10 protein-coding genes and 1 pseudogene are annotated in these 12,474 nt (G+C 39.5%); 8 read left to right on the forward strand and 3 right to left on the reverse strand.

Features of this window, described 5'->3' with window-relative positions; translation table 11 throughout:
* Both V7K44_RS11470 and V7K44_RS11475 read right to left on the reverse strand, forming a co-directional pair.
* Positions 1-699: pseudogene (locus V7K44_RS11470) on the reverse strand (CHAT domain-containing protein); the annotation flags it as partial.
* Positions 700-1,004: 305 nt separating this feature from the next.
* Complete coding sequence (locus V7K44_RS11475) at positions 1,005-1,289, reverse strand: hypothetical protein (protein ID WP_334931487.1); 285 nt, start codon at positions 1,287-1,289, stop codon at positions 1,005-1,007.
* 177 nt (positions 1,290-1,466) lie between these two features.
* On the opposite strand from V7K44_RS11475, the gene V7K44_RS11480 reads away from it, so the two are divergent.
* The 3 genes from V7K44_RS11480 to V7K44_RS11490 all read left to right on the forward strand — a co-directional run bounded on the left by V7K44_RS11480 (position 1,467) and on the right by V7K44_RS11490 (position 6,033).
* A complete protein-coding gene (locus V7K44_RS11480; protein ID WP_334931490.1) occupies positions 1,467-1,904 on the forward strand; it encodes a hypothetical protein in 438 nt (145 codons plus the stop codon).
* Between the two features lie 458 nt (positions 1,905-2,362).
* Positions 2,363-3,655: a hypothetical protein gene (locus V7K44_RS11485; protein WP_334931492.1), complete on the forward strand. Its 1,293-nt coding sequence runs from the start codon at positions 2,363-2,365 to the stop codon at positions 3,653-3,655.
* 1,208 nt (positions 3,656-4,863) lie between these two features.
* A complete protein-coding gene (locus V7K44_RS11490) occupies positions 4,864-6,033 on the forward strand; it encodes a PAS domain S-box protein (protein WP_334931494.1) in 1,170 nt (389 codons plus the stop codon).
* 179 nt (positions 6,034-6,212) lie between these two features.
* Here V7K44_RS11490 and asnB read toward each other — a convergent pair whose 3' ends face one another.
* Entirely contained in the window at positions 6,213-8,096 is a 1,884-nt protein-coding gene (gene asnB / locus V7K44_RS11495; protein WP_334931496.1) for an asparagine synthase (glutamine-hydrolyzing), read from the reverse strand.
* Positions 8,097-8,180: 84 nt separating this feature from the next.
* On the opposite strand from asnB, the gene V7K44_RS11500 reads away from it, so the two are divergent.
* From V7K44_RS11500 to glpK, 5 genes are all read left to right on the forward strand, one after another.
* Positions 8,181-8,387, forward strand: a complete 207-nt coding sequence (locus tag V7K44_RS11500) for a hypothetical protein (protein ID WP_334931498.1) — start codon at positions 8,181-8,183, stop codon at positions 8,385-8,387.
* A 350-nt stretch (positions 8,388-8,737) separates the two neighbouring features.
* A complete protein-coding gene (locus V7K44_RS11505) occupies positions 8,738-8,935 on the forward strand; it encodes a hypothetical protein (RefSeq protein ID WP_334931500.1) in 198 nt (65 codons plus the stop codon).
* A 302-nt stretch (positions 8,936-9,237) separates the two neighbouring features.
* Positions 9,238-9,444 (forward strand): hypothetical protein, encoded by a 207-nt coding sequence (locus tag V7K44_RS11510; RefSeq protein ID WP_334931502.1) that lies wholly within the window; start codon positions 9,238-9,240, stop codon positions 9,442-9,444.
* Positions 9,445-9,746: 302 nt separating this feature from the next.
* Positions 9,747-9,950 (forward strand): hypothetical protein, encoded by a 204-nt coding sequence (locus tag V7K44_RS11515; protein WP_334931504.1) that lies wholly within the window; start codon positions 9,747-9,749, stop codon positions 9,948-9,950.
* 1,000 nt (positions 9,951-10,950) lie between these two features.
* Positions 10,951-12,465 carry a glycerol kinase GlpK gene (glpK, locus tag V7K44_RS11520; RefSeq protein ID WP_334931687.1) on the forward strand — a complete coding sequence of 505 codons (1,515 nt, stop codon included), beginning with the start codon at positions 10,951-10,953 and terminating at the stop codon, positions 12,463-12,465.
* The last annotated feature ends 9 nt before the right edge of the window (positions 12,466-12,474 follow it).

Raw genomic sequence — 12,474 nt, forward strand, 5'->3', positions numbered from 1 at the left:
TTCCGGAAAGGCGCTGCGGGTTCTAACTTCGAGTGCAGCAGAATAAGCAGCGATCGCAAATTCAATATTCTCGGCTCGTTCTCCAAATATTCTGTCATCGTAAGCAGCCCCCAGATTATTTTGCGTCATTGCCCAATCAACAGGAAAGGCGCTGCGGGTATATACAGTCAGGGCGATTTCATAGCCAGTAATAGCAATTTCCATGTTGTTGGCTTTGCTACCCAAAGGGAACTGCTGAATCAGATTACTAAAATTACCAATTACTGCGGCGATGGATGTTGCTGCATCTGGTTCCGCTTCTGTTAGGGTATTTGTTGCCCAATGACGCAATAATTGAGCAAAAATATCATTGAGTTTATCGGTATTAGCTGCCAGTAATGGGTAAATTACTTGAGCATCGCCGTTGCTTTCTGCTGTTGCTTGCAGTATTTCTAGTAAAAATTGCAAGTAAGTCTCTATATCTTCTTCGGTGATGGGGGGAGTTTCTGAGGTGAGATATGTTGCTAGATTTCTCAACCAGTTTGCAGTATTTTCCTCTCCCTGCTCGGCAAAATGCTCTGCTGCTGCTACAACAACCTGCACAAAGTCAGCATCTAGCAATTCTGTATTCGCTGCTAATATCTCTGGTTCTTCCCCGCTAGGGCAACTTAGCAGGGTTTGAATTAGCTGATTATAAGCTTGTAGGCGCTGTTCATTCATGAGCAGGTGTGAGTTAGACGCATCTTGATGAAGCTTCAACAGTATTATCCTCAATTTCTGAAAAATTAGACACAAAGTTGCCAGTCGCTACAATTTTCTGAATCGAGATTTTGTCATTTTTAATGTAATTGCGATGGCTACAAATGCAACTTGTATCCTCAAAGGATGTTTTAAAAGTCATCTTGTTGGTAGTAAAAGGTTTTAGATCCCCCTAAATCCCCCTTAAAAAGGGGGACTTTGATTCCGGTTCCCCCCTTTTTAAGGGGGGTTAGGAGGGATCAACAAGTGCATAAAATCACAGCTAATTACTTTTCAAACAACCTATTAGGCGATCGCATTTGTTGATTTAGCGTTCGCATTTGCTGATTTGGCGTTCGCATTTGCTGATTTGGAGTTCGCATTTGTTGATTTGGCGATCGCATTTGTTGATTCGGGGTTCGCATTTGCTGATATGGCGATCGCATTTGTTGATTCGGGGTTCGCATTTGTTGATTTGGCGATCGCATTTGTTGATTTGGCGATCGCATTTGTTGATTTGGCGATCGCATTTGTTGATTTGGCGATCGCATTTGTTGATTTGGCGTTCGCATTTGCTGATTGCACTTATTTTCAAACAACAAATAGATATAAAAAATGAGTAAAAATACAGATAAACTCGTAATTATTTTGTTGAAGTTTTAATGAAATAAATCCACAAAACTACCCATCTCAGGCAAAAGGATACTCCACTATGTTGAAAAAGGAATTCTTAAACAAAAGGATATCTCATGTCTTTAAGAACTCGTAGTTCTGCTGCTGTTGACAAAGCCCAACTTCGTCTCGCCTTGCTTAAATCCGTTGATGAAAATCTGGATTTAGGACATGGATTAACCATTGAAGTCTACAACCACCTGATCAACACTACCCGTGCAACATTAGAAGCTCATAACACGCTTGTGTCCAATCTTGAAGAATCGCGTAAAACAATAACCCAGATGGATAAAGCCCTCTCCGAAATGTCTGAACGAATGCTAAGTGGAGTTGCAACTGTCTACGGCAGAAATAGTATACAGTATTCCAAAGCTGGCGGCTCTAATGGAAAAAGAAATAAAAAATCTAGTTCAAAAGTTGCTCCAGTTGTAGCGGTTCTTCCCACTCAACCTGCTCAAGCTGCAATTGCAAATGCGTCAACTAACGGTAACGGCACAACTCCTGTGCTGCAATAATCCACTTTTTCCATAAATCTAGTGCGGTGTCAAGCCTAAATGGGTGCATTAAATGTAAGTTGGGTTGACGTACGTAAGGAAACCCAACATGGAGCGTGTTGTTGGGTTTTGCAAAGCCTTAACCCAACCTACTTTTAATCCATATACATTTTATAGTGGCGACGGTTCTCAATTGCGCGAAATACAGACCTAACCCCCAGCCCCTTAAGAGCTAGCGTTGGGGAGTGAGCATCAAAGCTTCTCTCCTTTTAAAAGAGAGGTTTGTAGAGAGGTCAAAATGTATTGCATCCAAACGAGAAGGTTTAAATACATCAAAACTGCTGTAAACGCTAGGATTAAAATTTCTGGCTTACAGTGGAATGTTAAGAGTATCAACCAAATTTTTTCTGTTTGTTGTTGCCAAAACCGGATGCTCCCCACTCACACCCCCTATTTTTCTTGAAAATATCTGAAAATATATGAAATTTAGAACCTGCAAATATCCTTTCGCACTCATCCTAGTCAGCTTCGGTTTTTTGCAGATAGCTGATGCTCAAACTCCTGTAGCTGAAACCTCCAAGCTATCTCAAGAAGTTTCTGTACTTCGGAAACAGGGCCCAAAAGGGTTAGAAGTATTTCTTAAATCCCATGCTAATACGTTAAATACCGCTTCTTCAGGAGCAGTTCTACCTTCCCCTGTACTTAGGCTAGCTTTAGATGAACTTTGTCAACAACGGGACTGTTACGCATCTCGTTTGTACTGGTACACTGATATAGAACAAGCCAAAGCTGCTGCTAGAACCAGTGGTAAACCCATTCTATCTCTGCGGTTATTGGGCAGGCTGGATCAAGATTTGAGTTGTGCTAATAGTAGATTCTTCAGGGTAGCGCTGTATCCGAATGTTGAAATTTCTAAACTGCTTCAAGACCACTTTATTTTGCATTGGCAATCAGTGCGCGCTGTACCCAAAGTAACTATTGATTTTGGCGACGGACGCAAGTTGGAGCGAACGATTACAGGCAATAGCATTCATTATGTATTGGATGCATCGGGTCGTCCAATTGATGCTATTCCAGGATTATATAGTCCCAAAGCGTTTTTGCGACAGCTACAGCAGGCTGAATTAGCAGTAAAAAATTACAGTAAACTTACACCAAGCGATCGCGAGTCTTATTTAAGAAAATACCACAGCGATCGCTTAAATTCTATCCAAGCCCAATGGGTTGCAGATTTATCCCGCCTGGGTATCCAGTCTCCCCCTAAGTTGGTAGAAATTCCCAGCAATCCCACTCAACCACCGACAGCAGAAATAGCAAGCTCTCTAGCTGTTTCTAAAATGAGAGTTGAAACGCCAATGCTAACTGCTCTCCAGTCTGGTGCTGAACGAAATCAAAACGCCCTAGCTGAAATTACTAACGAGAAAGTTTGGAACAAAATCGCTCAACTCTATGCCGCCGATGTCAAGCTAGATGGAAACAGCATTTCTCTAATCAGAGCTAAAAAGTCTCCGTCTACCAACACTCAAGAAGATAATTTGCCGATAATAGTGAAAAATTTTGAAGCCACAATGGCTTTAGATACAGTCAGAAATGAATATATGCTGCACAGCCAAATTCATCAATGGTTTATGCAGGGTAAGCGAACAAGGAGTGTGGAAGCGCTCAACGAACAAGTATACGCCCAACTATTTTTAACTCCTAGTTCTGACCCTTGGTTCGGGCTTTTCCCCAGCAATAGCTACAGCGCCATTGATAATGATGGCATTCGTTAGTAGCTCATAAACTGATGTAAGTAAAAAGGAGTGATGAGATTTTATAGCATTGACACCTCACCCATCACTCCTCATAACTTGCGCGTTGATTAGCTGTTACGCATTGTTAAATTACACCAGCTTACTACTTCATTTATCCTCTAACTAAAGAGGCGGATAATTATTAAGTTAATACGTGTTTTTGTATACAAATATTTTTAACTTATTAATATTTATCTTGGCAATTCTAAATATACGAGTTCGACTATTGCTTGTTCTCACTAGTTTTATTCGTTACCTGTGCCAGATAGTCACACAATGAATTTGAAAATCGAAAGGCTTTAGTTCCCAACTCCTTAAATAACTTGGGGAATCTTGTTGTGAATTTTATTAATAGACAACGTATTCAGAATCACAAACAAACTTAACTTATATTTTATGCCTTTAGTAGTATTGCCTTGATTCTTGTGATGGAAGTTTGGGAAAGTCTTATCAGTTATTCTTAGTAATAATCGAAACAATTATCATTAGCACTAAATCATTCATTGGGGGAATGACAAAACGGATTAAACAATGATAATAAGAAATTAAAGTTGAGATGCAGAGTTTTCCGACTGTGATATCTTATCTAATTTCTTTGCTAGCTAGCGATTATTTTGACTGGCTTATCAGTTTAGTCAAAAATTAGCATAATCTTAGAACGGGAGATTTGGCGCTCGTATTTAGGGAACTCCAAATAAAAAAATACTTAACTACTTATTGTGGGGTGGGCGTCTCGCCCGCCCCAAGCCTTGGGCGGACAAGATGTCCACCCCACAAGATTGGATAATTTATTTGTTGGAAGTCCCTTAGCTGAGTTTACAGAGTTTTCTCACCAAAGGTAGAAGTAATACTTAGCAAAATACCGTAAAATTCTTTGTAAAAAAATATCTGGGTGGCAACAGTTATCAATGGACACTTTATAATTTGCTAGATTCAATTTACTTTGAGCATCTAGGTTGAATGCTAAACGTGTCATTTAAAAACTAGCCCATCTGTAGCAACTGTGGGATAGAAATTGTCGAAAACCTCAAATAAACGTAGTTTTATAAGTTCAATTACATGAAAATTGCAGTTTACAACCAGTTAAATTTATCACTCAATAAAATTAGGAATGGTGCAATTTTTTTAAGGATTTACCTAGTAGATTTTTTTGCTCAACCTTTGCAAGCAAGTAGCCGGGATTTAAGGTGAACATAGAAAAATTTATCCAACGTACAGAAGTATTGCACAAGCGTTTAGCAGATTTATACGAAACTGCTAGTGTACTACCTTGGATTTCCTCGGATCTGCTGCCGCAAGCTTTCAAGGAACTCTATAACACCTCAAAAATAGCACAGTTAGCGGCGGAGGATCTTTATCAGCAAAACGAGGAACTAGTAAAAACACGAAATTGGCTAGAAACAGAACGCCAACACTACCAAGATTTATTCGAGTTGGCACCCGACGGCTATTTAGTGACTAATACAGAAGGAATCATTCAAGAAGCTAACTTCACCGCAGCTAAGTTACTTAATGTTTCAAAGCAATTGATAGTGGGCAAACCAATGATTAGCTTCGTCCCTCTAGAAGAACGTCAGCACCTTCGCAGCGAACTCATTCAGCTATCACAATCAGACAGAGCTAGAGAGCTATTGATACGCTTGCAACAACGTCATGGTGAGTTTTTTGATGCAGCTTTGACAGTGGCAGTTACCCGCAATCCGCAGGGGAAAGCAACGTCTCTACGCTGGGTAGTACGTAATATAACTGAACGTAAACGAGTAGAATCAGCAGTAGTTAAGAATGACAGCGACCTCTTCAATAATCGTCTCGTGGATAAATATTCTAAAGGAGAAACTATTCCTCTCAATCCATTAGTAATTTTGTATGTTTCTCAGGGTTTGGTCAAACTCAGTACCTACTGTGAAACGGGTGAAGAAGTGCTGATAGGATTGGCAACGGCAGGAATGGTTTTTGGCTCTAGTTTGACATCTTTAAACATTTACCAAGCAACAGCCCTCGCTGATGTTGAGTTGGTGTCAATTTACGTGGCAGAGATAGCAGCTTCTCCAACACTAAGCCATACGCTTTTACCAAAAATTAATCAGCGATTACAGCAAACAGAATCTTTTTTGGTCATTTGTGGAAGACGGCGGGTACAAGAACGCTTGCACCACCTATTACAACTTTTGAAACGAGAAGTGGGTGAAACTGTACCAGAGGGAACTCGCCTAAGTGTTCGTTTTACTCACGAAGATTTTGCTAGCGCTTGCTGCACCACCAGGGTAACAATTACACGATTGATGGGTAAATTACAAGAAGAAGGTATAATCAGTTTCGATTTTAAAAAACATATTATCTTGAGAGATGTTGATTAATTAGTTCGCTGTAGATTAATTATATTTTTCTTAAGCAAAGATAAGTTGCCAGCCAATCAGGAAAATTGCTATATCTGCAAAAACATGGCTGATGTATCCAGGCCAAATTGAGGAATAATTGAAGTAGCACCATGACCAAATCGCCCCGGCTATAAACACCCCCAATGAGCATATGAAAGTTAAGATACACAGTCAAAGCTATGAAGTTCCTGTAACGGCGATCGCTCTTTGAAATCACCAATTGAAACCGAAGAGCAACGATTCAAACAAAGGTTTTTAAATACCATCATTACCATCGCATCTAACAATTTATTTGTAGTAGCAATTCCCTGTTTATCATTGACCGACGCTTCAGCGAACCAGGGTTGCAAATTAGATTTAATTAGCTGAAAATTATCAAAGCCGCTTAACGCTTGATATTTTTCCTGAAACTTATCAAAAATCGCTACCAACATTTTATACTTAATTCTGTGCCAGCCAAGCGGTTCCATTCCGTAAGATTTTTTCCGGTATGCTAAGTTGTCTGGTAACCATTGTCTTGCCATTTCTCGGATAATTTTCTTATCCCAAAATAGGGTTTGTTGCATACTGGGTGGAATTGCTGCCAAGTATTCTACCAGACGATGATCCAAAAAAGGAACGCGAGCTTCGATACCTTGACCAGAAGAGCTTCTGTCTTCGTGCCAGAGATTGTATTGTTGTAGCATTAGGATGCGCCGTGACATTTCTCTTTGAAAAGCAGTACACTCTGATGGTAAAGATATTGACTCCTCTCCCCAGAAGTCAAACAGATATGACCCATCTTTTAAGCTCGTCGGCTTTTTGATTTGACTTAAGGTTTGCTCTGATTGAGTCAAATTACTGCTGAAACTATTCCAGTTTGATTGGGGAAAGTCTTCTGGAGTTGAATAACCTCCGGCAAATTCATCAGAACCCTGTCCTAACAAAATCACCTTCAAATCAGGTATCAAAGTTTTGGCATAACGGTGAAGCTCATGCTTTAACATTAATTCTATATAAAATACCGGAGCATCTACTAACCAAATAAAATATTCAAATTTTTCTAAAGAAAAATTGATGTTCTCAAGAATTTTCTCTGGGTCAAACCAAACAGGATGAAAGGGTAAGTTGAGATAATCACACAGGTCACGCGCTATTTGGACATCTCCAACCTCTAAGGAAAAATCAGAAACCATTGTAAAACAATGTAAATCTTTTTTGTATTGACTTGCGGCTGCTACAATCGCACTCGAATCAAGACCACCGCTCAAAAAAGCTCCCACAGGTACATCACTCATCAGTTGTTTTTTCACACTGTCAGCAAACAGTTCGCGGTACTCTGTAATGTAATCTTGGGGTGAATGATGGTCTTGTTCGCTCTGTGTTACGAAATAGTTACTCAATTCCCAATAGCAGTTTACATCAACAGTCCCTTGTTCAAGGTTGCAGGTTAAATAATGTCCGCCTGGTAATCTTTTGATTCCTTTAACATAGGATGTAGATGCACTTAAATTTGTTTTATCCTGCCATTGGGGTTTGTTAGGAGCATCTGGATGTACTAACAACGATGTTAATGTCGAGCCAAATATGAGTTGCGAGCCGACTTGACAATAGTACAACGGTTTAATACCCAGGCGATCGCGTGCCAAAACTAATTCTTGCCTTTGGGTATCCCAAATGGCAAGTGCAAACATGCCATTCAACTGCTGAAGTGCTTTTATACCGCATTCTGTATACAAGTGTAAAACCACTTCTGCATCGGAATGACTGCAAAAATCATACTTAGAGTCCAACTGTGAGCGTAACTCTTTGTAATTATAAATTTCCCCGTTACAGACTACGAATATCGTTTGCTGTTTATTCCAAATTGGCTGCTTTCCTCCTGCAACGTCTATGATTGATAACCGTCTAAATACTATAGATAAGCGCTCACTGTCAAACAACTGCTCGTCATCTGGACCCCGAAGAGACAATTGCTCGCTCATTTTGGTCAAAATATTAAGGCGTTGGGCATTCTGGTACAACTGATCTCCACTAGTTACGAAACCTGCAAATCCACACATTACTTACCTACCTTTTTTTTGACTCGCTTTGTTAACTTTTGTTGTATAGTATACTCGTACTGTTTGAGAAAAAGGGAACTACCAATGAAGATTGAAGAAGTTACGGGATTGCAAATCCAACAGGAGCAAGAAAAACAACGAATATCAACAGACGAAGTTTCAGAAGTTTCAGAAATTTCGGAACTATCTGATGAAGAGATGTTGCAAATTGCGGGTGGTAGTTGGGTTGATGATGTGCTGAAAGTTGTAACTAAGCTAGAACCACTTGTTATCCCATTAATTACTGCTTAAACTTTTCCCAAAGCATTAACTGATAATTAAGGGTTATCATGAATCATCTAAAAACCAGTCAGCAATTCTTCTAAAGAAAAATTTGCTGGCTGGTTTGATAGAAATACTTACAGAAAACTTTTGTTAGCTGTATCTATATAAACTTAAATACCGATGTCCAAGCAAGCATACTTGGAGCATTTGAACTGATGAACAACTTGTCATGAAGTTGTCTTAACTTTTGTCCAGTAAGCTTTCTGACTTCTTAAAGAAATTCTTGTTCGTTTCTTTGGGATATTTAATTATTTGTTATTGAATAAAACTGTTGTACTGTATATTACTAGTAGCGTTTGAGAAAAAGGGAACTATCAATGAAGATTGAAAAAGTTACGGGATTGCAAATCCAACAGGAGCAAGAAAAACAACGAATATCAATAGACGAACTTTCAGAACTTCCAGAAATTTCGGAACTCTCCGATGAAGAAATGTTGCAAATTGCGGGTGGTGGTTGGCTTTGGCTTGATAAGGTGCTGAATGTTGAAAAGGTGGTAGGACCAATAGTTGTATAATAAAAACCAGCCAGCAAATTTTTCTTTAGAAGAATTGCTGGCTGCTTTGATAGAAATACTTGCAGTACACTTTTGTTAGCTGTATTTGTATATACGTAAATAAGGATATCCAAGCAAACATACTTGGAGCATTTGAACTGATGGACAACTTGTCATGGAGTTGTCTTAACTCTTGTCCAGTAAGCTTTTTGACTTCTTGAACAAATTCTTGTTCGTTTCTTTGGGATATTTAATTATTTGTTATTGAATAAAATTGTTGTGCTGTATATTACTAGTACCGTTTGAGAAAAAGGGAACTACCAATGAAGATTGAAAAACTTACGCGATCGCAAATTCAACAGCAGCAAGAAAAACAACGAATATCAATAGACGAACTTTCAGAACTTTCAGAATTTTCGGAACTCTCCGATGAAGAAATGTTGCAAATTGCGGGTGGTGGATGGGTTGCTGATTTGGAGACTCTTATAAAAGACCACGCACCGCTTATTATCCCATTATTTACTGGATAATAAAAACCAGCCAGCAAATTTTTCTTTAGAAGAATTGCTGGCTGCTTTGATAGAAATACTTACAGAAAACTTTTGTTAGCTGTATCTATATAAACGTAAATACCGATGTCCAAGCAAGCATACTTGGAGCATTTGAGCTGATAGACAACTTGTCATGAAGTTTTCTTAACTCTTGTTCAGTAAGCTTTCTGACTTCTTAAAGAAATTCTTGTTCGTTTCTTTGGGATATTTAATTATTTGTTATTGAATAAAATTGTTGTGCTGTATATTACTAGTACCATTCGAGAAAAAGGGAACTACCAATGAAGATTGAAAAACTTACGCGATCGCAAATTCAACAGCAGCAAGAAAAACAACGAATATCAATAGACGAACTTTCCGAAATTTCAGAAATTTCGGAACTATCCGATGAAGAGATGTTGCAAATTGCGGGTGGTAGTTGGGTTGATGATGTGCTGAAAGTTGTAACTCGGCTAGAACCAATTATTGCCCCATTAATAACGTAGTAACTGATAAGTAAGGGTTATCATCAATCATCTAAAAACCAGCCAGCAAATTTTTCTTCAGAAGAATTGCTGGCTGCTTTGATAGAAATACTTACAGTAAACTTTTGTTAGCTGTATCTGTATAAACGTAAATACTGATGTCCAAGCAAGCATACTTGGAGCATTTGAACTGATGGACAACTTGTCATGAAGTTGTCTTAACTCTTATCCAGTAAGCTTTCTGACTTCTTGAACAAATTCTTGTTCGTTTCTTTGGGATATTTAATTATTTGTTATTGAATAAAATTGTTGTGCTGCATAGTACTAGTACCATTTGAGAAAAAGGGAACTACCAATGAAGATTAAAAAACTTACGCGATCGCAAATTCAACAGCAGCAAGAAAAACAACGAATATGAAGTTGTATTATACCAATTTAAGATGAAGCTGCATAGAATAGGGCTTCAAGAATGAAATTGTAAGATGACAACGAGCAGATTTGTTATGGCGTGATTTTTTCACTTCCCTTGTTGCAAGCGATCGCGATCTGGATTCGAGTGTTGTAAAAACTTCGCCTTGAAGTTGGTGTTGAATAAATTCAGTATACCGAAAAGTTTTCTATAAGCCTTACCAGTCCTTCATTTGGGCTTAAGAATACAATTCGCCTAAATTGGCTTGTAATCTACATTTTTAATTCTTTTCTTAATCCCAGCAGTGCCTGAACATTTTATACATTTTACTTAAATCTATATTTTAGCGATCGCAGCATTTTGATAATGATTTACTGTGCTGATATAATTACACATAATTAAAAGCAACGTTGTGAAGGTCTAGGATTTGAGGCGGACATCAATACCCATTGTGCTAAGTAAAAATGTAGCGTTTTTAAACTTACAGAGACGTAAGGCTATCCAAACAGCGAATTAAAAATGTACCCAAAATAATGTATATGTGATTGAGGGCGTATTGCTAAAATCGCGATGTTTAGGTTGGGCTACGCCTACGCAACATTAAAAGCGGCTATGCACACATTTGGCAAAAAAACTCCATCATTGAGCTACATTTTAGCACTGGATTTAGGTACGACAGGCAACCGCGCCTTTGTATTTAACGCAGACGGCAAGATTGTTGGGCAAGCATATAAAGAATTAACTCAGTATTATCCTCAGCCAGGATGGTTAGAACATGACCCTCTACAAATCTGGCAGGATACCTGTTGGGTGATGCAAACCGCAATTGTAAATGCCCAGATTACGCCATCAGCGATCGCAGCTTTGGGACTAACTGTACAGCGTGAAACCTGTTTGATTTGGGACAAAACTACTGGTAAACCACTCCATAGAGCGATCGTCTGGCAAGATCGCCGCACTGCTCCCCTTTGCCACCATTTACAAGAGCAAGGCTACGCTGATGAAATTTACGATCGCACCGGATTAATCATTGATGCTTACTTTTCTGCGACCAAACTCCGATGGCTATTAGACAATGTTACTGATATTGACCTGAATAATGTCTTAACAGGTACTATTGATACCTGGGTGCTGTGGAATCTTACAGGTGGAAAAGTCCACGCTACTGACCACAGCAACGCCAGCCGTACAATGCTAATGAATCTCAAAACCTGTGAATGGGATGAGACTTTACTGAATCTATTTCAAATTCCGGCTTATATTTTGCCCCAGATTCAGCCGAGTTTAGGAGTATTTGGAGTTACTGATGCTACTTTGTTGGGTGCTGAAATTCCCATTACTGCCATCTTGGGAGATCAGCAAGCAGCTCTATTTGGTCATGGCTGCGATCGCCCCGGTTTGATGAAATGTACTTACGGGACTGGTAGCTTTTTAGTTGCTCACACAGGTTCTGAAATTGTGCGGTCGCACCACCAACTTATTTCAACGGTGGCATGGACACAAGCAAATACCAGCAATACTTTAGATGTCGGCTATGCCTTAGAAGGTAGTATGTTTACTAGTGGTGCTTGTATTCAATGGTTGCGCGATCGCCTCAAGCTGATTAAAACTGCTGCTGAAACTGAAGCGATGGCCAATCAGGTAAAAGATAATGGCGGAGTCTACTTTGTGCCAGCATTTAGTGGATTAGGCGCACCCTACTGGGATATGAGCGCCAGGGGAGCTTTTTTCGGCATTACCGCCAGTGTACAACCAGAGCATCTAGTTCGGGCTGTGTTGGAAGCGATCGCTTATCAAGTTCTGGAGGTGGTGCAAGCAATTAACGCATCTAGCAGTATTCCAGTTGGGCGATTAACCGTAGATGGTGGTGCTTGCGAGAATAATTTTTTGATGCAGTTCCAAGCTGATGTTTTAGGTATTCCAGTTGAACGTCCAATAATGCGCGATACAACCGTTCAGGGTGCAGCATTTGCGGCAGGTTTAGCTGTAGGATTTTGGGAGAGCTATGAAACACTGGTAGAACAACGGCAAATTGAGCGTGTGTTTGAGCCGAAGAGTGATTTCCCCTTATCCAAATTTGGTACTTGGCAAAAAGCAGTGAAACGTACTCTAGCTTGGGAGGAGTAGCCCATCCAA

Source organism: Nostoc sp. (genome assembly GCF_036917235.1).
GTDB lineage: Bacteria > Cyanobacteriota > Cyanobacteriia > Cyanobacteriales > Nostocaceae > Nostoc.

What these genes read in the sequence shown, in the direction of transcription:
- V7K44_RS11475 (WP_334931487.1), bottom strand. Translation starts at nt 1,289, where the DNA reads ATGCGAACGCCAAATCAACAAATGCGATCGCCAAATCAACAAATGCGA.
- V7K44_RS11480 (WP_334931490.1), top strand. Translation starts at nt 1,467, where the DNA reads ATGTCTTTAAGAACTCGTAGTTCTGCTGCTGTTGACAAAGCCCAACTT.
- V7K44_RS11485 (WP_334931492.1), top strand. Translation starts at nt 2,363, where the DNA reads ATGAAATTTAGAACCTGCAAATATCCTTTCGCACTCATCCTAGTCAGC.
- asnB (WP_334931496.1), bottom strand. Translation starts at nt 8,096, where the DNA reads ATGTGTGGATTTGCAGGTTTCGTAACTAGTGGAGATCAGTTGTACCAG.
- V7K44_RS11500 (WP_334931498.1), top strand. Translation starts at nt 8,181, where the DNA reads ATGAAGATTGAAGAAGTTACGGGATTGCAAATCCAACAGGAGCAAGAA.
- V7K44_RS11505 (WP_334931500.1), top strand. Translation starts at nt 8,738, where the DNA reads ATGAAGATTGAAAAAGTTACGGGATTGCAAATCCAACAGGAGCAAGAA.
- V7K44_RS11510 (WP_334931502.1), top strand. Translation starts at nt 9,238, where the DNA reads ATGAAGATTGAAAAACTTACGCGATCGCAAATTCAACAGCAGCAAGAA.
- V7K44_RS11515 (WP_334931504.1), top strand. Translation starts at nt 9,747, where the DNA reads ATGAAGATTGAAAAACTTACGCGATCGCAAATTCAACAGCAGCAAGAA.
- glpK (WP_334931687.1), top strand. Translation starts at nt 10,951, where the DNA reads ATGCACACATTTGGCAAAAAAACTCCATCATTGAGCTACATTTTAGCA.